The sequence below is a fragment of the Amycolatopsis sp. NPDC089917 genome, from assembly GCF_040684635.1.
Taxonomy (GTDB): Bacteria; Actinomycetota; Actinomycetes; order Mycobacteriales; family Pseudonocardiaceae; genus Amycolatopsis.
Window position 1 is genome coordinate 83,759 of sequence record NZ_JBFBGL010000020.1, and the last position, 20,173, is coordinate 103,931.

18 protein-coding genes are annotated in these 20,173 nt (G+C 69.4%); 12 read left to right on the top strand and 6 right to left on the bottom strand.

What is annotated here, in order from left to right:
- Positions 1 to 149: 149 nt before the first annotated feature.
- Positions 150 to 509, bottom strand: a complete 360-nt coding sequence (locus tag AB0N89_RS17050; protein WP_364205325.1) for an arsenate reductase family protein — start codon at positions 507 to 509, stop codon at positions 150 to 152.
- Between the two features lie 92 nt (positions 510 to 601).
- On the opposite strand from AB0N89_RS17050, the gene AB0N89_RS17055 reads away from it, so the two are divergent.
- A complete protein-coding gene (locus AB0N89_RS17055; RefSeq protein WP_364205327.1) occupies positions 602 to 964 on the top strand; it encodes a hypothetical protein in 363 nt (120 codons plus the stop codon).
- Position 965: 1 nt separating this feature from the next.
- Here AB0N89_RS17055 and AB0N89_RS17060 read toward each other — a convergent pair whose 3' ends face one another.
- Positions 966 to 2,171, bottom strand: coding sequence for a GAF domain-containing SpoIIE family protein phosphatase (locus AB0N89_RS17060; protein ID WP_364205329.1), 1,206 nt, complete (start codon positions 2,169 to 2,171; stop codon positions 966 to 968).
- Between the two features lie 10 nt (positions 2,172 to 2,181).
- A complete protein-coding gene (locus AB0N89_RS17065; RefSeq protein ID WP_364205331.1) occupies positions 2,182 to 2,877 on the bottom strand; it encodes a TetR/AcrR family transcriptional regulator in 696 nt (231 codons plus the stop codon).
- A 58-nt stretch (positions 2,878 to 2,935) separates the two neighbouring features.
- On the opposite strand from AB0N89_RS17065, the gene AB0N89_RS17070 reads away from it, so the two are divergent.
- From AB0N89_RS17070 to AB0N89_RS17115, 10 genes are all read left to right on the top strand, one after another.
- Positions 2,936 to 3,730: a thioesterase family protein gene (locus AB0N89_RS17070; protein WP_364205333.1), complete on the top strand. Its 795-nt coding sequence runs from the start codon at positions 2,936 to 2,938 to the stop codon at positions 3,728 to 3,730.
- A gap of 79 nt (positions 3,731 to 3,809) precedes the next feature.
- Complete coding sequence (locus tag AB0N89_RS17075; protein ID WP_364205334.1) at positions 3,810 to 5,864, top strand: hypothetical protein; 2,055 nt, start codon at positions 3,810 to 3,812, stop codon at positions 5,862 to 5,864.
- Positions 5,865 to 5,981: 117 nt separating this feature from the next.
- A complete protein-coding gene (locus AB0N89_RS17080) occupies positions 5,982 to 7,184 on the top strand; it encodes a ricin-type beta-trefoil lectin domain protein (protein WP_364205336.1) in 1,203 nt (400 codons plus the stop codon).
- Positions 7,185 to 7,684: 500 nt separating this feature from the next.
- A complete protein-coding gene (locus tag AB0N89_RS17085; protein WP_364205338.1) occupies positions 7,685 to 8,107 on the top strand; it encodes a DoxX family protein in 423 nt (140 codons plus the stop codon).
- Positions 8,108 to 8,406: 299 nt separating this feature from the next.
- Positions 8,407 to 9,699 (top strand): extracellular solute-binding protein, encoded by a 1,293-nt coding sequence (locus AB0N89_RS17090; RefSeq protein ID WP_364205340.1) that lies wholly within the window; start codon positions 8,407 to 8,409, stop codon positions 9,697 to 9,699.
- Positions 9,696 to 10,682: a sugar ABC transporter permease gene (locus tag AB0N89_RS17095; RefSeq protein WP_364205342.1), complete on the top strand. Its 987-nt coding sequence runs from the start codon at positions 9,696 to 9,698 to the stop codon at positions 10,680 to 10,682. The genes AB0N89_RS17090 and AB0N89_RS17095 overlap by 4 nt, the downstream gene beginning before the upstream one ends.
- A complete protein-coding gene (locus AB0N89_RS17100; RefSeq protein WP_364205344.1) occupies positions 10,679 to 11,509 on the top strand; it encodes a carbohydrate ABC transporter permease in 831 nt (276 codons plus the stop codon). Before AB0N89_RS17095 ends, AB0N89_RS17100 begins: the two co-directional genes overlap by 4 nt.
- Positions 11,510 to 11,512: 3 nt before the next feature.
- Positions 11,513 to 12,955, top strand: coding sequence for a glycoside hydrolase family 3 protein (locus AB0N89_RS17105; protein ID WP_364205346.1), 1,443 nt, complete (start codon positions 11,513 to 11,515; stop codon positions 12,953 to 12,955).
- Positions 12,956 to 13,132: 177 nt separating this feature from the next.
- Positions 13,133 to 15,055 carry a translation factor GTPase family protein gene (locus AB0N89_RS17110; protein WP_364205348.1) on the top strand — a complete coding sequence of 641 codons (1,923 nt, stop codon included), beginning with the start codon at positions 13,133 to 13,135 and terminating at the stop codon, positions 15,053 to 15,055.
- Between the two features lie 17 nt (positions 15,056 to 15,072).
- Complete coding sequence (locus AB0N89_RS17115) at positions 15,073 to 16,038, top strand: LLM class flavin-dependent oxidoreductase (protein ID WP_364205350.1); 966 nt, start codon at positions 15,073 to 15,075, stop codon at positions 16,036 to 16,038.
- 511 nt (positions 16,039 to 16,549) lie between these two features.
- On the opposite strand, the gene AB0N89_RS17120 is transcribed toward AB0N89_RS17115, so the two are convergent.
- The 3 genes from AB0N89_RS17120 to AB0N89_RS17130 form a co-directional block, all read right to left on the bottom strand.
- On the bottom strand, positions 16,550 to 17,287 hold the full coding sequence (locus AB0N89_RS17120) for a Long-chain-fatty-acid--CoA ligase (protein WP_364205352.1): 738 nt from the start codon (positions 17,285 to 17,287) through the stop codon (positions 16,550 to 16,552).
- Positions 17,288 to 17,341: 54 nt separating this feature from the next.
- Complete coding sequence (locus AB0N89_RS17125) at positions 17,342 to 18,436, bottom strand: glycosyltransferase family 4 protein (RefSeq protein WP_364205353.1); 1,095 nt, start codon at positions 18,434 to 18,436, stop codon at positions 17,342 to 17,344.
- An 81-nt stretch (positions 18,437 to 18,517) separates the two neighbouring features.
- Entirely contained in the window at positions 18,518 to 19,306 is a 789-nt protein-coding gene (locus AB0N89_RS17130; RefSeq protein WP_364205355.1) for an inositol monophosphatase family protein, read from the bottom strand.
- Between the two features lie 17 nt (positions 19,307 to 19,323).
- On the opposite strand from AB0N89_RS17130, the gene AB0N89_RS17135 reads away from it, so the two are divergent.
- Positions 19,324 to 20,019 carry a creatininase family protein gene (locus AB0N89_RS17135; protein WP_364205357.1) on the top strand — a complete coding sequence of 232 codons (696 nt, stop codon included), beginning with the start codon at positions 19,324 to 19,326 and terminating at the stop codon, positions 20,017 to 20,019.
- The last annotated feature ends 154 nt before the right edge of the window (positions 20,020 to 20,173 follow it).

The window sequence follows — 20,173 nt, forward strand, 5'->3', positions numbered from 1 at the left end:
GTGTCGTCCCACCGGTCACGCGAAACCGCCCGCCCGCAAGTACCTGAGACACGGTTGGCCCTGACCCGAATCGCCACTCACGACCACTTGACCCAGCGTCGCAATAACCGGCCTTACCACTCACGAGTCCCAAGGCTCACCGCCGCTTCTCAGTCGGGCAGCACCGACTGCACGGACTCCGGCGTCCGGCCGACGACGGTCGTCCCGTCGTCGGCGGTGATGATCGGCCGCTGGATCAGTTTCGGATGCGTGGCCAGGGCCTCGATCCACCGGTCGCGGTCGGCGGGCGTGCGTCCCCAGTTCTTCAGTTCGAGTTCCTTCGCGATCGGCTCAGCGGTGCGGGTGATGTCCCACGGCTCGAGGCCGAGTCGCTTGAGGACGGCCTTCAGCTCCTTCGCGGTCGGCGGGTCCTCAAGGTACTTCCGCACGGTGTACTCGGCCCCAGCCTCGTCGAGCATCGACACCGCGGACCGGCATTTGGCGCACGCCGGGTTCACCCAGATCTCCATCCGAGACCGCCCTCTCTTTCGAAAAGTGCTCACTCGGTGAGCGCTTTGCTTCCGATGATGGTCACAGACGTTACGACGGAAGGAATCCGGTCATGGACGAGCCCACCTTCACCGCCGCCACTCCCGCCGAATGGCGCGCGTGGCTGGCCGAGCACGCCGACTCCGCGAAGGCGGTCTGGCTGGTCATCCGGCACAAGAACAGCGGAATCCCCGGCGTGCGCATCCACGAGGCGATGGAGCAGGCCCTGTGCTTCGGCTGGATCGACGGACTGCACCGCAAGAACGACGCCACCAGTTCCCGGCTGCGGTTCACCCCGCGCCGCCCCCGGAGTTCGTGGAGCGCGCTCAACCGCGAACGGGCCACCCGCCTGATCGCCGAAGGACTGATGACCGAACGCGGTCAGGCGGCGATCGACCTGGCCAAGAAGAAGGGCCGCTGGGACCCGGCCGGGTGACTCAGGCCGGGTCCCGGCGCGCCACGAGGAGGGCGATGTCGTCCTGCGCCGGGGTCGCGCCGACGAGCGCGGCCATCACCCGAGCGCACACCGAGCCGGGCAGGTCGGGGGTGACCACGTCGGTGAGCCGCCGCAGGCCGGCGTCGATCAGCTGATCCCGGCGTTCCACGAGACCGTCGGTGTAGAAGGCGAGCACACCGCCGGGCGGCAGCCCGACCATCGCCGTCCGTCGCCGCGGCCCGGTGACCCCGATGGGCGGATCCACCGGGACGTCGACGAGCGCCGACGGCAGACCGGGCGCCACGAGCACCGGGGGCAGGTGTCCGGCCAGCGAGATCGCCACTTCGTTCCGCGACGCGGGCACCAGGCCGTACACGACGGTGGCCAGCGTCCCCGGCTCGAAATGCTGGACTTTCCGGTCCAGTTTGGACAGTACTTCCGCCGGGTTGTCCGATTCGAGCGCGTAGGCGCGAAGGGCACTGCGCAGGCGTCCCATGATCACGGCGGCGTTGAGCCCGTGCCCGGCGACGTCGCCCATGACGATGCCGAGCCGGTCACCCGGCAGGGGGAACAGGTCGTACCAGTCACCGCCGACCCCGGGCTCGGTGCCCGGCACGTACCGCGCGGAGAACTCCATCCCGGCGACGGCGGGCAGCCGTCCGGGCAGCAGGCTCCGCTGCAACGTCGCCGCGGCCGCGCGGTCCGTGGCGGAGTTGTCGAGCTGCAGCGCCAGCGCGAGCCGCGCGGCCACCAGCCGCAGCAGTTCGACGTCGGCCTCGGGGAATTCTCGCGGGGTCACGGATCCGACGTGCAGCACGCCGATCAGTTCGTCGCCCGCCACCATCGGCACGCCGAGCAGGGTGCGCAGCCCGCGTTCCTGCAGCAGCGCGTTGACCACGGTGGTCTCGTCGACGTGGTCGAGGATCACCGGGCGCCGGTCCGCGGCCACGCGGCCGGCGAAACCGGCGCCGACGGCGATCCGGACGTCCTGGTAGACCTCTTCCTCGATGCCGGAAGCGGCGATGGCCTGCAACAGCCGCGCGTCCGGGTCGTGGCGCAGCACGGTGGCCGTGTCGACCCCGAGCACCTCGCGCACCCTGGCGAGGATTTTGGCGATCACCATGTCCTGGCCGAGGTGTCCCAGCGTGGTGTCGGTGATGGCTTCGAGCACCTGAAGCCGTTCGTCGGCCGTCGATGTCCCGGACATGCGCGAAAGCCTAGCCAGTCCGGTCACGTGACGTCGCCCAGCCCGCCGCCACTTCGTCCAGATCGGCCGCCAATTCGGCACTTGGCGGAATCGCGTCCCTCGGGACCCGGCAGGCGAGCGCGGTCCCGAGCCCCGCCATCCGGATCACGCCGTCGATCAGCGCCTCCGGCTCCTCGGGCCAGTCGAACCCCGGCTGGGCGATCATGAGGCTCACGCAGCCGTGCATCGCCGACCAGAGGCCCATCGCGAGGCTTTCCGGTTCGCCGCGCAGGATCCCCGCCCGCACGCACGCGGCGGTCGCGTCGGCCAGATGCCGGAAGCAGGCGAGCGCGCCGGGCGACGAGCCACCGGTCGGACGCATCAGGAGGACCCGGTACTGCACCGGATGGTCCAGGGCGAACCGGGCGTAGACCCGCGCGCAGCGGCTGAGCGCGCGCATGGGGTCGGCGACCCCGGCGGCGTGCTCGCGCATCCGGTGCGCGAGTTCATCCCACACCCGCAGGCAAACCGCCTCCAGCAAGGCGTCCCGGCTGGGGAAGTGCGCGTACACCGACGGCGTGGAAACACCCGTCCGCCGCGCGACCGCGCGCAGCGTCAGCGCCTCGTCGGTCCCCTCCTCGCCGAGCAGGGCGTCGGCGGCGCACAGGATCTCCTCCCGCAGCTTCTCCCCCTCGCCCGGCCGCGCTTTCGTCCGCTTCGCGCCCATGCGGTGATGCTGCCAGCATTGACTTGACACCGTCAACTTGACGATGTCAGCTTGAGGCATGGCGCACTTCCAGACCGCGACCGCCCTGGTCCGCCGGGGCGACGGCCCGGTGTTCGACACCGAACTCGATCCACAGTGGACGATCGGACCGAAGCTGCACGGCGGCTATCTGCTCGCCGTGCTCGCCAAGGCCGCCGCCGAGGTCTCCTCGCATCCGCACCTGACCGCGATCAGCGGTTCGTTCTCGGTGGCGCCGGAGCCCGGTCCCGCGGTCGTCGAGGTCGAGGTGCTGCGCGAAGGCCGTGGCCTCACGCAGCTGCGCGCGCGGCTGAGCCAGAACGGCGCGCCCTGCACCGAAGCCCTGATCACCCAGGGCGTCCTGACGGACGGCGACGCGTGGTGGTCCGGAGTGGACCCGGTCGAGATCCCGCCGGAGCAGGACTGCCTGCCCGTGCCCGCCGACGGCGGCGGCTTCCGAATCGGCCTGATGGACGTCGTCGAGCAGCGCATCGACCCGGCCGCGGCGGGCTTCGCGGTGGGACAGCCGTCCCGGAAGGGCGTCATCGCGTCCTGGCTGCGGCTCGCCGACGGCTCCGATTGGGACCCCATGAGCCTGCTCGTGGCGCTCGACCCGGTGCCGCCGATCTCCTACGACCTCGGCATCGCGGGCTGGGCGCCGACCGTCCAGTTCACCGCGTACCTGCGCGGGCTCCCGGCGCCGGGTCCGGTGCGGGTGCGGATGCGCGCGGGCGAGATCGGCGGCGACCGGATGGACGAGGTCGCGGAGCTTTGGGACGAAAAGAACAGATTGATCGGGCAAGCCACCCAGATCGCGGCGGTCCGCGTGCCCTGATCCGCCCGAAAACGGGGCCATGACGCGCCTGGAGGGAGTTAAGATCCGGCGTCGACGTCATTGTTCTGGGGGCAGGACCATGGAAGTGGAACCACGCCGCGCGGACGCGGAGGGCTCCGACGGGGACGGGGCCGAGATCACCCGGCTCTGCCGGACCCTGGTGCCGCTGGCTGCCGCGGGCAAGTACGCCGAGGCCGCGTCGACCTATCGCTGGGTGGCGAGGGCCTCCACCGGGGCCCCGCTCCGGTACGGCGACCACGCCCTGCGGCTGGAGTTCTGCGCGCTCACCGGCAACGAACACGGCGGTCTCGATCTTCTGTCGCTTTTGGACGGTGTCGGTGACCACGCGGACGCCGTCGACAGGCTGGAGTTCTTCGCCTCGGCGGCCGTGCTCACCCGGCGGTTGTCGGAAACCGGATACGGTGAGATCCGGTTCGTTCTCGACGGACCGTACGACGGCCTCACCCTGGCCATGCTGCACCGGCGGATGCGGGCGGCGGCGTTCGTCGAAGCCGAGGAACTCGACGAAGGCGATCCCACCGGCTATTTCACCGCGCACGCCGAGCGGAAGATGGCCGCGAAACCGGTCGCGGACTTCGTCCCGCTCCTGCCTTCCGCGCTCCCCCGGGTCCCGATCCTCCCGCCGCCGGACCTCACGGCCGAGGAACTCGTCACCCGCGCCGAAATCCACAATCACCGGTGCGAACCGGAGGAGGCGCGGGCCTGTCTCGCCGCGATCGAAACCGTCCCGGAAGGAATCGCGCCGCGTCTGGCCGAATTGCGCGCGATCTTCTTCCAGGGCGGCGACACCGAGGAACGGTTGCGCCGGGCGGCGGCCGGATTCCGGCGTCAGGGCGACGAAACCCGGTTTCTTCTCAACCAATGCTGGCTCGGTTTGTGGCTCGTTTTCGACGATCAGGCCGAGACCGGGGTCGCGCTGGCGACGGTGGCCGCGGCTCGGTTGCGCGCCGGGACCGACGATCGCGCCGCCTGCTGGGGCGAGTACTGGCTGGCGCACGTGCTTTCCGGACAGGGCCGCACGCCCGAGGCGTACGAAGCACTGCGGCGCGGGGCGGAACGGGCGCAGGAAGCGGGCGATCCGTTGCTGCACGGCACTCTTCTGTGCCTGGAGGCGTCGCTGCGCAACGGCGACGGCGAGGATCCGGCGACCACCCTGGAACTCGCGCAGGCCGCGACGGACGCGTTCATCGTCGGGAACGTCGGCGAGAAGGCCGTCGAAGCCGTCGAACAGGTCCGGATCGCCTACGAGCGCACAGGATCGCTCGACGAACTGGACGTCTTCGTGGAGAACCTGCTGGCGACGCTGCCCGTCGGCGGGCCGGAACGGCTGCGAGGGCATCTCCGCCAGCTCCGGGCGCTGTCCCTGATCGGCACCGGGCGGTTCGCCGACGCCGTCGACGACGCCTACGCGTCCCTCGGTGTCGCCGCGTCGAAGGGCAAGGACAACGCTGAACACTGGTACGTCCTCGTCACCGCGCTGCACGGCGCCGGCCGCTACGACGAGGTGCTCGACGTCGCGCCCCGCGCCATCGACCTGCTCGGCGGGCTGCCGGACTGGGGCCACCGCTGCCGCTGGATGTACGCCGACACCTATCGCGCGCTCGGCGAATCCTCGCGTGCCTTCAACGAATACGCCGTCCTCGCCGAGATCCTGGAGAAGTCGGGCGACACCGGGCATTCCTACATCTCGGTGAGCATGGCCGCCGCCGAACAACTGGACCTGCTCGGCTACGGCGCGAACGCCGCCGACTTCTACGCGCGGGCCGCCGACGCGGCCGTGGCGATCGGCGGCGGTTACGTGGCCGCCACCTGCCGCAACGCCGCGACGCTCTCCCGCCTGCGGTCGGGCGACCTCGACGCGGCGCTGACCGCGCTCGACGCCGCGGAATCCGCCGTGCACGCCGTCGAAACCGAAACCGCGCCCGCCAGGGAGCATCTCGTCGCGCAGCTCGACCACGTCGCCGCCCACGTGCTCAGCGCCGCGGGCCGGATCCGGGAAGCCGCCCGCCGCGCGCTCAGCGCCGCCGAAACGTTCCACCGGATAGGCGAAGCCGAGTCCGCCCGCGACGTCGGCCTCTTGCTCGAACAGATACTCCTCGGTGAACAAAAGTGACGTGTGTCCTGTTCTGTCAGTGACACGCCCACTTCGAGCTGCTTATGATTCCTGCCGGTCCAGACCTCTTTGCTGCATCCGGATGCCTCATCCCCCGTGAGGAAAAGGCGGTTCGGCATGACCAGAAGATTCCTCAGACTCGTCGCAGGCGCCGCGTTGGCGTTCGGCGTCCTCTCCTTGCCCGCTCCCGTCGCGACGGCGGCTGAGGCTCCGGCCTCGGCGGTCTGCGACGGTGACGGCGTCAGCGGAAAACGCGTCCAGGCGCTTTACGTCCGCGGGAACACGCAAGCGGATCGGTACGGACAGCTCGTCGGCCAGTTCCAGACCTTCACGAGCCAGATCGACGACATCTTCGTCGAAGCCGCGGCCCGGCTCGGCGGCGGCGTGCGGCACGTCCGGTATGTGCACGACGCGAACTGCAAGGCGACGATCGGGAACGTCGTCATCGCCCAGTCCGCGATGGCCGACGTGGACAAGATCACCGACGCCATCAAGGCACAGGGGTACAACCGCGCCGACCGGAAGTACATCGTCTGGTACGACGCGGGCGGCTGCGGGCTCGCGTTCGGCAACGGCGGCAACGACAGTCCCGGCGCGAGCAACCCGTACAACGCCGGCCCGCATTACGCGACCGTCGGCACTGGATGCTGGAGCTGGCAGGCCAGCGGGCACGAACTCCTGCACACCCTCGGCGCCGTCCAAGGCAGCGCGCCGAACGCGACGCCGTATGGCCATTGCTGGGACGACGAAGACATCATGTGTTACGACGACGGCGGCCTCCCGCCCGGCGGCCTGAAGAAGGTCTGTCCCGGCGCGCCGGAGAACCAGATCGACTGCCTCGGCGACGACTACTTCCACACCAACCCTGCCCCCGGCAGCTACCTCGCCACACACTGGAACGTGGCCAACAGCGAATACCTGATCCGCGGCGGTTCCCCGTATCCGGCCGGGCGGATCACCGGCGTGACCGGCAGATGCGTCGACGTCGACCATTCGCAGATCGCGAACGGCACGGCGGTGCGGCTGTGGAACTGCAATGGCTCCGGCGCGCAGACTTGGGCGGTGCAGAACGGAACCCTGCGCGCGCTGGGGAAGTGCCTCGACGTCGACAACAGCGGGACCGCGGACGGCACGAAGGTACAACTGTGGGACTGCAACAAGAGCGGGGCGCAGACCTGGCAGCGGAAGGGCTCGACGCTGGTCAACCCGCAGTCCGGGAAGTGCCTCGACGTCGAAGGCGGCGGCACCGGCGAGGGGACGCGTCTGGTGATCCAGACCTGCACCGGCGCGGCGGGCCAGTCCTGGCAGATCCCCGCCTGAGGCGCGGTCCCAGCTCGGTCCAGGTCGTGAGTGGTAAGTGTCTCTAGCGGACTCGTATGTGCTTACCCACTGGTACGACTGGCGGTCGTGTGTGGAGGATCAGGACGTTCAACGTCCTGATCCTTCACGCTCGGCCTCGTCTCGGTGCCGAGCGGAGCTTGTGCCGGACGGCGGACTCTCGCGCAGGTCAGGCGTGGGTAGGTAAATACTGGTCCGCTCTAACGACACTGCTGTCCAAAACCACTCGTGTTCCCCCGAAGTCGCCCCTCGTCAAGGGGTAAAGTTACGTCCGTCGGCCCGAAAGGGTCGGTACCCCTGGTTCGTCCTTGCACAGCAGACTATCTCGCGCGGGCCCCGACTGTTGAGTGTCAATCGGCAAGAACGTCGGCACGGCTCCCGAAGTCAGCCGAACACCAGGCGCCGGCACCCGGTCAAACGCGCGTTCAGTCCTCTCGACGCGTCCTTGCCACCCACCCCGCACCAGGAGAAAGATCCCCGGCATGTCCGGAGGAGCGAGCGGTATCCGAAGCCTGCCGATCGGCTCGATCGTGCTGTGGATCGTGCGTGTCGCGCTCGCCGCCGAGTTCTTCCTGAGCGCATACCTGCTGTTCACGGGCGGCCACACGGAACAGACCTTCGACGAGATCGGCCTCGGACAGTGGCTGCGGTACGTCACCGGCGTCCTCGAGGTCGGCGGCGCGATCGGGCTGCTGGTCCCCCGCCTCGGCGGGCCGGCGGCGCTGCTGCTGGCGGGCGTCATGGTGGGCGCGAGCGTCACCGAGCTGTTCATCCTCGCCAACGGCGGCCCGGTCCTCCCGCTCGTCCTGCTGATCATGACCGCGACGCTGGCGTGGTTCCTCCAGGATCAGACCCGCGAGCTCTTCGGCATCGAGCCGCCCGCCGACGACGAGAACCACCACTAGGCAAACGCCAGGCCTTCACTCCGCCAAACGGCGCAAAGACTGCCGTCCGAATGCACCGATCACCGGAACAGTCAACGAAAAACCGCATGTCAGCCCGCCTCGCGAGCACCTGACGGCAGCGGCGAAAACCGATCATCAGCGTGATCACGCGCTCACGCAAGGTGAAAGATTGCGGCGCGTTTACAACGAACCGGCCACCCGCTTGACAGTCGGAGTGGTACGTACCACGCTGCCGACATTGGTCTACACCATTTTGTGGGAGCCCGGCATAGTGGCCGGGCATCGAAAGGACGGCACGAGTGAAGCGCTGGCTCAAGATGGCTGCGGGCGCCGCCGCCATCACCCTCGCGACGGCGGGCTGCGCCGGTTCCGGTAGTGGCGACAGCACGAATTCGAGCGCTCCGGCCTCGAACGGCTCGCTCACGGTCTGGCTCATGACCGGGACCGCCCCGGAATCGCTGACGAACTCGCTCCACAAGGAATTCGAAGACGCACACCCCGGCGTCAAGGTCAAGTACGAGATCCAGCAGTGGAACGGCATCCAGCAGAAGCTGACCACCGCGCTGGCCAGTGACAACCCGCCGGACGTGATCGAGCTGGGCAACACCCAGACCCCCGCGTTCGCGAACCAGGGCGTGCTCGCCGACCTCACCTCCAGCGTGGGCGACTTCAACGGCGCGCAGTGGCTGCAGGGCCTCAAGGCTTCGGGCGAGTTCGACGGCAAGACCTACGGCGTCCCGTTCTACGCGGCGAACCGCGAGGTCATCTACCGCAAGGACATGTTCGAGCAGGCGGGCATCACCGCGACGCCGAAGACGCGCGCGGAGTGGCTCGACGCGATCACCAAGCTCAAGGCGAAGTTCGGCAGCGACCCCGAGTTCCAGGCCCTCTACCAGCCGGGTCAGAACTGGTACGAGCTGCTGTCGTTCATCTGGGACGAGGGTGGCGACATCGCCCAGGCCAACGGCAAGTCCTTCAAGGCGACTTTGGACTCCGCGCAGGCCAAGGCCGGGCTCGAGTTCTACAAGCAGCTCACCGACGCCTCGGGCACCAAGGCCCCGAAGGACGCCGACGAGGCCACCCCGCAGCAGGCCGGCATCTACGGCGCGGGCAAGGTCGCGATGATGGTCGCCGTCCCGGGCGAGGCCGACACCGCGGCGAAGACCGACCCGAAGATCAAGGAGAAGTCGGGCGCGTTCCCGATCCCGGGCAAGGCCGCCGACAAGTCGGCGCCGGTCTTCCTCGGCGGTTCGAACCTGGTCATCCCGGCCAACAGCAAGAACGCGGCCGCGGCCAAGGACTACGTCAAGCTCTTCTCCACCCCGAAGTACCAGACCGAGCTGGCCAAGGCCGGTTACGTCCCCGGTACCTCGACCGACGTGTCCGCGCTCGACGCGAACCCGCTCACCAAGGTCATGGCCGAGGCTTCCAAGAACGGCCGTGCCGTCCCGACCAGCCCCAAGTGGGGTGACGTCGAGTCCGGTCAGAACCCGATCAAGGACATGCTGACCGCCTACCTGACCGGAACGAAGACGCTCGACCAGGCGACCGCCGACGCCAACGCAGCGCTCGACAAGCTCATCGGCGGATGACCACGACCAAAGATGTGACGATGCCGGCGGGGGCCACCCCGCCGGCATCGCCGCGCATCAAACCCCCGAAGTCCAACCGGCGTCTCCGTCTCGGCGAACGGACGGCGCCGTATCTGCTGATCCTGCCCGCGCTGGTCGCGATCCTGGTCCTGCTGGGCTGGCCGACGATGCAGCTGATCGGGATCAGTCTCCGCAAACTCGACCTCCGTGAGCTGGTCTCCGGAGAGATGGTCTGGGTCGGATTCGAGAACTTCTCCGAGATCCTGTCCGACTCCGAATTCTGGGAGATCACGATCCGCACGCTGGTGTTCACCGCCGCGGTCGTGATCGCCACCCTGCTGCTCGCGCTGTTCATGGCGCTCTTGATGCGGCATCTGAACCCGGTGGTCCGGGTGATCCTGCAGGTCGCGTTGATCCTCGCGTGGGCGACCCCGGTGCTCGCGACGACCACGGTCTTCCAGTGGATCTTCGACCAGCAGTACGGGATCCTGAACAAGACGCTCGCGAAGCTCGGTTTCGAAGGCTTCATCGGGCATTCCTGGTTCTCCACCGGCCCGAGCACGCTGACCGTGATCGGGCTGCTGGTCGTCTGGCAGGCCGTGCCGTTCGTGGCGTTCACGCTCTACGCCGGGCTCCTCGGCGTCCCGAAGGAGCAGTACGAGGCCGCGGGCATCGACGGCGCGAACGCCTGGCAGGCGTTCTGGGCGGTCAGCTGGCCGGCGATCCGGCCGATCCTGACCATGGTCACGTTCCTGTCGGTGCTGTGGGACTTCAAGCTGTTCGCCCAGGTGTGGGCGATCCGCCAGGGCGGGCCGGACGGCGCCAGCACGACGCTGCCGGTCTACATGTACCTCAAGGGCCTGGCGGGCAACCACTTCGGCCTGGCGGCCACCGCCGCCCTGCTGATGATGCTCGTGCTGATCCTGCTCACCGCCCGGTACGTCCAGCTGCTGGTGCGCTCGAAGGAGGCCGACCTGTCATGAAGAAGTCCTTGACCCAGCGGATCGGCCTCGGCACGTTCGGCGTGATCGTGGCCCTCCTGTTCGTCTTCCCGACGTACTGGATGGTCACGTCCTCGCTGAAGACGCCGGGCCAGGTCCTGTCCCCGGACTACGACCTGATCCCGTCCGCGGCGACGCTCGACAACTTCGTCACGGCGCTGACGAAGCCCGGGTTCACCACGTACCTCACCAACAGCCTGATCGTCACGCTCGGCGCGGTGCTGTGCTCGCTCGTCGCGGGTGTGCTAGCCGCGGTTCCCCTGTCCCGCATGCGGTTCCGCGGCCGCAAGGGCTTCCTGCTGCTGGTGCTGGTCGCCCAGCTCGCCCCGTTCGAGGCGCTGCTGATCCCGATGTACCTGCTCATGCGTGACGCCGGGCTGCTCAACCAGCTGCCGTCGCTGCTGCTGGTGTACTTCGCGGCGACGCTGCCCTTCACGTGCTGGATGCTCTACGGCTTCGTCAACGGCATCCCGTACGACCTCGAAGAGGCCGCGATGATCGACGGCTGCAGCCGCGCGGGCGCGTTCCGCCGGGTGACGCTGCCGCTGCTCGCGCCGGGCCTGGTGACCACCTCGGTGTTCAGCTTCATCACCGCGTGGAACGAGTTCCTGTTCGCGTTCGTGTTCATGCGCGACCAGAACAAGCAGACCCTGCCGGTGTGGCTCTCCTCGTTCCGGACGGCGTTCTCCGTGGACTGGGGCGGGATCATGGCGGCGTCGGTCATCTACGCCGTGCCCGCACTGGTGTTCTTCATCATCGTCCAGCGCAAGCTCGTGTCCAACCTGACCGCAGGCGCAGTGAAGGGGTAATCCTTGTCTTCACCGGAAAAGCTCGCCGCATCCGTTCTCGTCTCGGGCTTCGACGGCACCACCTCGCCGGAGTGGCTGCGCCGCCAGGTGGCAGGCGGCCTGGGTGGCGTGATCCTGTTCGGCCGCAACGTGGTCGACGACGAGCAGGTGGCCGCGCTCGCCGCGCAGCTGCGGGCCGAGCGGCCCGACGTGCTCATCGGCATCGACGAAGAGGGCGGTGACGTCACCCGGCTCGACGTCGCCACCGGCTCGTTCATCCCGGGACCACTCGCACTCGGCGCCGCGGACGACGTCGAGCTGACGGCGTCGGTCGCCGCGGCGCTCGGCGAACGGCTGGCCGCCTGCGGGGTGACGATCAACTTCGCCCCGTGCGCGGATCTGACCCTGGCGGCGGAGGATCCCTCCATCGGGGTCCGCGCGTTCGGATCGGATCCGGTGAAGGCGTCGCCGCACGTCGCGGCGTACATCACCGGGATGCAGAAGTACGGCGTGGCCGCGTCGGCCAAGCACTTCCCCGGGCACGGGGCGGCGACCGACGATTCGCACCACGCGCTGCCGGTGCTGCCGCGGACCGAGGCGGAACTGCACGAGATCGAGCTCGTCCCGTTCAAGGCGGCGATCGCGGCGGGCGTGCGCGCGGTGATGACCGGGCACCTCGTCGTGCCCGCCTGGGGTGACCTGCCCGCCACGCTCAACCCGAAGGCGCTCACCGACGTCCTGCGCGGTGAACTCGGCTTCACCGGCGCGGTGATCACCGACGCGCTCGACATGGGCGCCGTCGCGGGCGAACTCGGCAAGACCGAGGGCGTCGGCCGGGCTTCGGTGCGGGCGCTCATCGCCGGCGCCGACGCGCTCTGCCTGGGCGGGGTGTCGTTCGACGACGACGATCTGCACCGGATCGCGGCGGTCATCGCGGCCGCGGTCGAGTCCGGCGAACTGCCGCTGGAGCGGCTCGTCGAGGCGTCCGAACGGGTCGCCGCGCTGGGCGCTCCCCCGGTGTCGACGCCGATCTCGCCGGTGGATCACCGGCTCGGCCTGGAGGCGGCGCGCAAGGCGCTGCGGATCCAGGACACGCCGAAACTGGACGGCCCGCCGCTGGTGATCGACATCGAGACCGAGCCGATCATCGCGGCCGGTCCGATGCCGTGGGGGCTCGGGTCGCACCTGACCGAGCTCGTGCCCGGCACCCGCGCGGTCAAGGTCGGCGCGGACGGGATCGCGACCGCGATCGAAGCCGTCCACGGCGCGCGCGACCTCGTCATCGTGACGCGGGAGGCGCACCGGCACCCCGAGGTCCGCGAGTTCCTGGGCTGGCTGCGGGAGGCGGGCGTGGACTACATCCGGGTCGAGACCGGCGCGCCGGGACCGGACACCGAGGGGCCGCGGATCGACACGTTCAGCGGGTCCTACGTCAGCCTTCGCGCCGCCGCGGAGTACCTGGCCTGAAAGTATGTGAAGGCCCCCTTCATTGCGCTAGACGCAATGAAGGGGGCCTTCACGTATTTCGGTTGCGGGACCGAGGCGAGAGTGCTGTAGTCGACTGGACCTAGGAGATGATCGTCTTGCCGGTGTCTGCGTCCTTCCCACAGGTAACTTCCGCCTACCTCAAGGACAAGACACCTCGTGAAGACCCTCAACCTGGGGATTCTGGCGCATGTTGACGCCGGGAAGACGAGCCTGACCGAGCGGCTGTTGCACACCGCCGGCGTCATCGGCGAGCTGGGCAGCGTCGACGACGGCAGCACCCAGACCGACACGCTGGCACTGGAACGCGCCCGCGGGATCACCATCAAGGCGGCCGTGGTGTCGTTCGCCCTCGGCGACGTCACCGTCAACCTGATCGACACCCCCGGCCACCCCGATTTCATCGCCGAGGTCGAACGCGCGCTCGGCGTGCTCGACGGCGCCGTCCTGGTGCTGTCGGCGGTCGAAGGCGTCCAGGCGCAGACCCGCGTCCTGATGCGGACGCTGCGACGGCTGGGCATCCCCGCCCTGCTGTTCGTGAACAAACTGGACCGCCGCGGTGCCGACCCGGACCGCGTTTTCCGGGAAATAGCGCAGAAACTCACGCCCTCGGTGGTCGCGATGGACCACCTGGAACCCGATCGGGTGATCGACGTGCTGGCGGCACTCGACGAGGACTTCCTGACCGGGTATCTCACCGACCCGGACGAGTTCACGCCGTCGCGGCTCCATGCCGAGCTCACCACGAAAGTGGCAGGCGGGCACGTGTATCCGGTCTACTTCGGATCCGCCATCACGGGCGCCGGTGTCGACACCCTCCGCGCGGGGATCGAGAATCTGTTACCCGCCAAGGAAAACAACACCGAAGGACCGTTGTCCGGCACGGTGTTCAAGGTCGAACGCGCTCCGGGCGGCGAGAAGATCGCTTACGTACGGCTGTTCTCCGGCAGCGTCGCCGTCCGCGACAAGGTCCCGCTCGGCGACGGCGAAGGCAAGGTCACCGCGATCAGCGTCTTCGACAACGGCTCGGCCGTCCCGTCGGGATCGGCCGGGGCCGGTCGGATCGCGAAACTGTCCGGCCTCGACGTCCGGATCGGCGACGTGCTGGGAACACCGCCCGCACAAGCACAACCGGCGCTGTTCTCGCCGCCGACACTGGAAACCGTCGTCTCCCCGGTCCGCCCGGCCGATCGCGGGCCGCTGCACCAGGCGCTCACCTGGCTCACCGAACAGGACCCGCTGATCGGCCTGCGCCACGACGAGGTCCGCCAGGAGACTTCCCTTTCGCTGTACGGAGAAGTGCAGAAGGAGGTCATACAGGAGACGCTCGCGGACGAGTACGGCATCGACGTCACGTTCAGCGAGACGACCACGATCTGCGTCGAACGCCTCGCCGGCACCGGGTCGGCCGCCGAACTCATCGGCAAGGAACCCAACCCCTTCCTGGCGACGGTCGGGCTGCGCGTCGAACCCGGCGCGCCGGGGAGCGGGATCTCGTTCCGGCTGGAGATCGAACTCGGCTCGATGCCGTACTCCTTCGTCAAAGCCGTCGAAGACACGGTGAAGGAGACGCTGCGCGAGGGCGTCCACGGCTGGGAGGTGCTCGACTGCGTGGTGACGATGACGCGTTCCGGGTACTACGCCAGGCAAAGCCACGCTCACGGCACCTTCGACAAGAGCATGTCCAGCACCGCGGGCGACTTCCGCGACCTGACGCCGCTGGTGCTGATGGCGGCACTGCGCGAGGCCGGGACGACGGTGCACGAACCGATGCACCGGTTCACCCTCCAGGCCCCGGCCGACACGCTCGGTCCGGTCAACGCGCTGCTGGCACAGGCTCGCGCCGTCCCGCGCACGACGTCGACGCAAGACGCGACGGCCGAGCTCGACGGCGAGATCCCGGCGGCGAAAACCCATGAGGTGCACCAGCTTCTCCCGTCCGTGACCCGGGGAGAAGGCGCGATGGAGACCGCTTTCCAGGGCTACCGGCCCGTTCGGGGAGCGGTGCCGTCACGACCGAGGACCGATCGCAACCCGTTGGACCGCAAGGAATATCTGCGACGCGTGCTGCGGCGCGTTTGAAGGAACGGAGAATCGTCATGGTTTCACGGCTCGGAGTCAGGATCCCGCGCGAGCTACCGGCCGCCCGGCTGCCCGGTCTGGCCCGTCGCGCGGAACAAGAGGGCCTGGACGAGGTCTGGATCGTCGAGGACTGTTTCTACGCGGGCGGGATCGCCACGGCGGCGACCGTGCTGGCGGCGACCGAGAGGATCACCCTCGGCATCGGCATCATGCCCGCCGTGGCGCGGAACCCGGCCATCGTGGCGATGGAGATCGCGGCGCTGGCGGAGCTGCACCCGGGACGGCTGATCGTCGGCTTCGGGCACGGCGTGCCGAGTTGGATGCGGCAGATCGACGCGTGGCCGAAGTCGGCGCTGGCCGCGTTCGAGGAGACGCTGACGGTCGTCCGGCGGCTGCTGGCGGGTGAGCGGGTTTCCTTCGAGGGCAAGCACGTCCGGCTCGACGAGGTCGAACTGGAGTTCCCGCCCGCGGTGCCGCCGAAGCTCGTCGCCGGTGTCCGCGGCCCGAAGTCCCTCGCGGCGGCGGGCCGGGTGGCCGACGGGACGCTCCTCGCGGAACCGGCGACGCCCGAATACGTCCGCGCGACGCGGGACCTCATCGGCGTCGAGGACCACACGATCGCCACCTACAACTGGCTGGCCCTCGACGACGATCCCGAACGGGCCCGCGAGCGGGCACGGTCGGACGTCGCGTCCGCGATCGGGCCGAACTCCGGACCGGCGCTGGAGCCGCTGGACTTCGGCGCCGAACTGCTGGCCGAGGTCGCCGCCGCGGGGGACGATCGGGCCGGGCTGGCCCGGCGCCTGCGTCCGGAGTGGATCGACAGGCTCAGCATCAGCGGCACGCTCGACCGCTGTGCCGAGCAGATCCGCGCGCTGTACGCGGCCGGGACCGAATCCGTCGTCCTGCTCCCCTTGCTGGGCGAGCCGGAGGAGGAGTCCTTCGCGGCGGCCGGCCGGATCGCGGCCGCCCTGCGCGGGTAGCGGGGGGCGCCAAGGCGAGTCTCGCGTGATCGGACACGTGACTCGTGTGCGCGGAGGCGGAACTCGCGTGACTGAACGCCGCACTCGGGTGTGCGGCTTCTGATCACGTGAGTTCCGTCTTCAAGCACGTGAGTTCCGCCTCCGATCACGCGAGTTCCGTGCGGGCTTCGAGAGCCCGGCAGGCGGCGTGGCCGATGAGACGATCCCGCCGGAAGTCGCGAGGAATGCCCTTCCGGTCACCCGAAAGCCGGTCCGTTCCACCCGTGTCGCGACGGGTGGTGATCCCTGACGTCGTCGGGGTACCGATCACAGAGGGGATCACCACATGCCCGACACCGAGGGCGCCCGGCATTTCGTCACCGTCTCCGAGCGGTAAATGTCGATTTGCCTGCCTGCCGCTGACCTGCACGGGGCCGGCGATCCCGGCCGCTGGCCGGTGGCAGAGGACGTGACGGGGGAGGATTCCGGACGTTCAGCGGCCGGAATCCTCCCCACACGCTCGCCGAGGTGCTCAGAACGGATGCTCCATCCACACGTTCGCCTCCACGTAGACCCCGCAGTCCCGCTCCACGTTCGCGTGCACCGGCGCGATCCCGCCGGGGATCACGTTGTCGCCGTCGGCGAGTTCGACACCGGTCCAGTCGTGCCAATCCGCGATCGAGCCCGAAATGGTCACCGCGAACGGGCAGATCTTGATCATCCGCGCGCCGAGCCGTTCGTGGGTGCGCAGCCAGCGGTCGGCGAACAGCCCGTCCTCGCGGCGCCGCACGGCGTAGTCCTCCATCGGGACGTCCGGTTCGTCCTCCTTGCCGATCGGGCGCACCGAAACGATCAGCCGCTTCAGCCCCGTCTCGGCCGCCCGCGCCTTGAGCGCCTTCAGCATCGGAGTCGACAGTCCGGTACCCCGCATATGAGGCGCCACAACGACTTCCAGCGCGCACAGGGTATCCGGCGCGCGGCCGTCCATGAGATCCTGCGCGGCCCACTGGATCGCCTCGTCCCAGCCGTGGGCGGGCAGCTCCGGGCGATCGTCGGCGGGATAGGTCAGCGGCACCGACAGCGCCCGCGCGATCGGCACGCCGTCGTCGTCCAGCGCGATCAGGAAATACCGGGACCAGTGCCGCAGGAACCGTTCCGGGGTGATGATCTTCCCGCTGAACCCGGCATAGATGAACTCACCACCGACGTCGCCGAGATTCAGCGCGGGATCGAGGAGATCGGGACGGGACGCAAGATCGACGATTCGCATGCCGCTCAGTCAACCGAGCCGAAGATCGCCCCGATAGCTGCTTCCGGGCGATGATCAAGCCAGCTGACGCGGCGTGGCCTGCAGACGCGAGAGGACGTCGGTGAGCCTGCCCGCGGCCACGTCCCATTCCTCCAGCGCGCTGCTCCGCGCGAGCGCCGCCGTCCGCAGCGCATGGCGGAGTTCGGCGTCGAGCGACCAGCGCATCAACGCGGTCGCGAGCGCCGCCGGGTTGTTCGGCGGCACCAGCATTCCGGGCACTCCGCCGCCGGGCGCCGTGCCGAGCGCGTCGTGCGCGCCGGCGGTGTCGGTGGCCACCACCGGGATCCCGCGCGCCAGCGCCTCGGCGACGACCAGCCCGGACGTGCCGCCGCGGGCGGGCAGGACGAGCAGATCCGCGCCGTCGTAGACCAGATCGAGGTCGTCCGGCGGCCGGATGAGGCTGATCCGGGAGCCGAGCCCGAGCCGTTCGACCGTCCAGCGCAGCTCGTCGACGTACGCGGGATCGTGGTGCGTCGCCCCGGCGAACACGCATTTGAACGCCAGTTCGTCGACCGTCGAAAGCGCCCGGATCAGCACGTCCTGGCCGTGGCGCGCGGTCATCGGCGCGAGACAGAGCAGCCGGGAGACGCCGTCGGCACCGGCGGCGAGCGGGGCCGCGTCGGTGCCGGGTGTGGCGACGTAGACGCGGGTGGGGTCGAGGTCGTGCCGGTCGATCAGCTGCCGCGCGAGCCACGGCCCGGTGGCGACGATCATGCCCGCCAGCCGCAGCGTCTCCCGTTCGCACGCGTCGAGTTCGGCGGCCTGCGCCGGATCGAGCGCGGGGTCGTCGGCGATCGGCTCATGGACCAGCACGGCCAGCCGCAGTCGCCGCGCGTGCGGGACGACGATCTCCGGGACGCCGCAGGCGACCGTGCCGTCGATGAGGACGACGGTGTCGTCGGGCAGCGCGGCGAGCGAACGGGCCAGTCGCGACCGCGACAAGGCCCCCGGCATCGGCCATTCGCCGGCGATCGGCAATTCGAGCAACGGGAGGCCCGTGCCCGGAAGGTTCTGGCACATGCGGCGGTCGTATTCGCCGCTGAGGTCCTCGGTGTCACCCGGCAGGACGAAGACGACCGGTTCGGTCACGCGGACATTCGAGGTGAACACGGTTACCTCCTGGTGCGGGCGCCCTTACCTGGGAACACGGATGCGGCGCCCGCCCGGTTCATCCCGGGGGTGACAAACTTTTCACCCTCCCACGCGCGCGATCGCCGCCACGATCCCGTCCCGCAGTCCGGCGCCGACCGCGATGGTGGCCTCCGAACGCACCGTGTGATCGCCGCCGTCGGTGTCGACGACCACTCCCCCGGCCTCGCGCACGAGCAGGACGCCCGCCATCGTGTCCCACGGCTTGTTGGCGAGGATGACGCTCGCGTCGAGTCTGCCGTGCGCGACCCAGGCCAGGTCGATCGCCGCGGAACCGAGGAACCGGACCCGCTGCACGCGGCCGCCGAGTTCGGCCAGCAACGCCATCCGGACGCGGTTCTTGACCTCCGCCTCCTCACCGACCGCGAAATCGCCGATACTCACGATCGCGTCGGACAGCTCCGTCGCCTTCGACGCCGCGAGACGCTCTTCGCCCGCGTACGCGCCCTGGCCTTCCGCAGCGGTGTACGTGACATCGAGGAACGGCAGGGAGATCGCCGCGACCGTGCTCTTCAGGCCGTCGACGAGCCCGAGCGAGACGCCGCACAGCGGGATGCCGCGCGCGAAATTCGCCGTGCCGTCGACCGGGTCGAGCGCCCACCACAGGTCCTGGTTGCCTTCGTGCCCGCGTTCCTCGCCGAGGATGCCGATCTCCGGGGTCTCGCGCGCCAGGAACTCGCGGACGGCGTCTTCGACGGCCAGGTCGACATCGGTCACCATATCGCGATCACCTTTGGCGGCAACGGAAAACGACGTCATCGAGCGGATGATCCCGGTCGCCTTGGCCACGGCTTCACGGGCGACGGACAACAATGCGGCGTGGTCGGTCATGTGGGTACCGTAGCCCGATGGACCTGTTCCCGACGGCCACGACGGCCGACGAGCGCGCCCGGGGCGCCGGCGTCGCGGTGCTGCCCGTCGGCAGTTTCGAACAGCACGGCGCGCACCTCCCGCTCGCCACCGACGCGGTGATCGCGACGACGATCGCCGACGCCGTCGCGTCGGCGTATCCGGTGCTGCGGCTCCCGCCGATCACCATCGGCTGCTCGCACGAACACGCGGACTGGCCGGGGACGGTCAGCATCTCGGCCGCGACGCTGTACGCCGTGGTGAACGACGTCGCCGCTTCACTGCGCCGATCCGGCGTACCGAAACTGGTGCTGGTGAACGCGCACGGCGGCAACTACGTCCTGTCCCATGTGGTCCAGGAGTCGGCGTCGCCGATGGCGCTGTTCCCTGGGGTCGAAGGCTGGCAGGCGGCGCACGACGCGGCCGGGCTGGAAACGTCGCTGGACAGCGACATGCACGCCGGGGAGCTGGAGACTTCCCTTTTGCTGCACGCGCATCCGTCGTTGGTCCGGCCCGGTTTCGCGGCGGCGGACCACCTGGCCGACGATCGGCGGCACCTCCTCACGGCCGGGCTGCGGCCGTATTCGGAGTCCGGGGTGGTGGGGCGGCCTTCGCTGGCGACGGCGGAAAAGGGACGGCTGGTGCTGGAGTCACTGGTGGAGGGCTTCGGGGAGACCCTGGCCGCGCTCGCTTGAGTGGCGATTCGGGTCGGCGTCGCTGGGTCTCAGGCACCTGCAGTCACGCGGTTTCGTGTGCTTGCAGGGACGACACGCGGCGGTGCGGGTCGTCGTGAGTGGTAAGTGTCTTTCTCTTGAGAGGTACGGCGAACGGTCGTGCCCGGGTGGTGCG

Coding starts and splice junctions, on each gene's coding strand:
- AB0N89_RS17130 (WP_364205355.1), bottom strand. CDS start 19,306: ATGACCGACCACGCCGCATTGTTGTCCGTCGCCCGTGAAGCCGTGGCC.
- AB0N89_RS17065 (WP_364205331.1), bottom strand. CDS start 2,877: ATGGGCGCGAAGCGGACGAAAGCGCGGCCGGGCGAGGGGGAGAAGCTG.
- AB0N89_RS17120 (WP_364205352.1), bottom strand. CDS start 17,287: ATGCGAATCGTCGATCTTGCGTCCCGTCCCGATCTCCTCGATCCCGCG.
- AB0N89_RS17075 (WP_364205334.1), top strand. CDS start 3,810: ATGGAAGTGGAACCACGCCGCGCGGACGCGGAGGGCTCCGACGGGGAC.
- AB0N89_RS17070 (WP_364205333.1), top strand. CDS start 2,936: ATGGCGCACTTCCAGACCGCGACCGCCCTGGTCCGCCGGGGCGACGGC.
- AB0N89_RS17095 (WP_364205342.1), top strand. CDS start 9,696: ATGACCACGACCAAAGATGTGACGATGCCGGCGGGGGCCACCCCGCCG.
- AB0N89_RS17060 (WP_364205329.1), bottom strand. CDS start 2,171: ATGTCCGGGACATCGACGGCCGACGAACGGCTTCAGGTGCTCGAAGCC.
- AB0N89_RS17050 (WP_364205325.1), bottom strand. CDS start 509: ATGGAGATCTGGGTGAACCCGGCGTGCGCCAAATGCCGGTCCGCGGTG.
- AB0N89_RS17100 (WP_364205344.1), top strand. CDS start 10,679: ATGAAGAAGTCCTTGACCCAGCGGATCGGCCTCGGCACGTTCGGCGTG.
- AB0N89_RS17085 (WP_364205338.1), top strand. CDS start 7,685: ATGTCCGGAGGAGCGAGCGGTATCCGAAGCCTGCCGATCGGCTCGATC.
- AB0N89_RS17080 (WP_364205336.1), top strand. CDS start 5,982: ATGACCAGAAGATTCCTCAGACTCGTCGCAGGCGCCGCGTTGGCGTTC.
- AB0N89_RS17115 (WP_364205350.1), top strand. CDS start 15,073: ATGGTTTCACGGCTCGGAGTCAGGATCCCGCGCGAGCTACCGGCCGCC.
- AB0N89_RS17135 (WP_364205357.1), top strand. CDS start 19,324: ATGGACCTGTTCCCGACGGCCACGACGGCCGACGAGCGCGCCCGGGGC.
- AB0N89_RS17055 (WP_364205327.1), top strand. CDS start 602: ATGGACGAGCCCACCTTCACCGCCGCCACTCCCGCCGAATGGCGCGCG.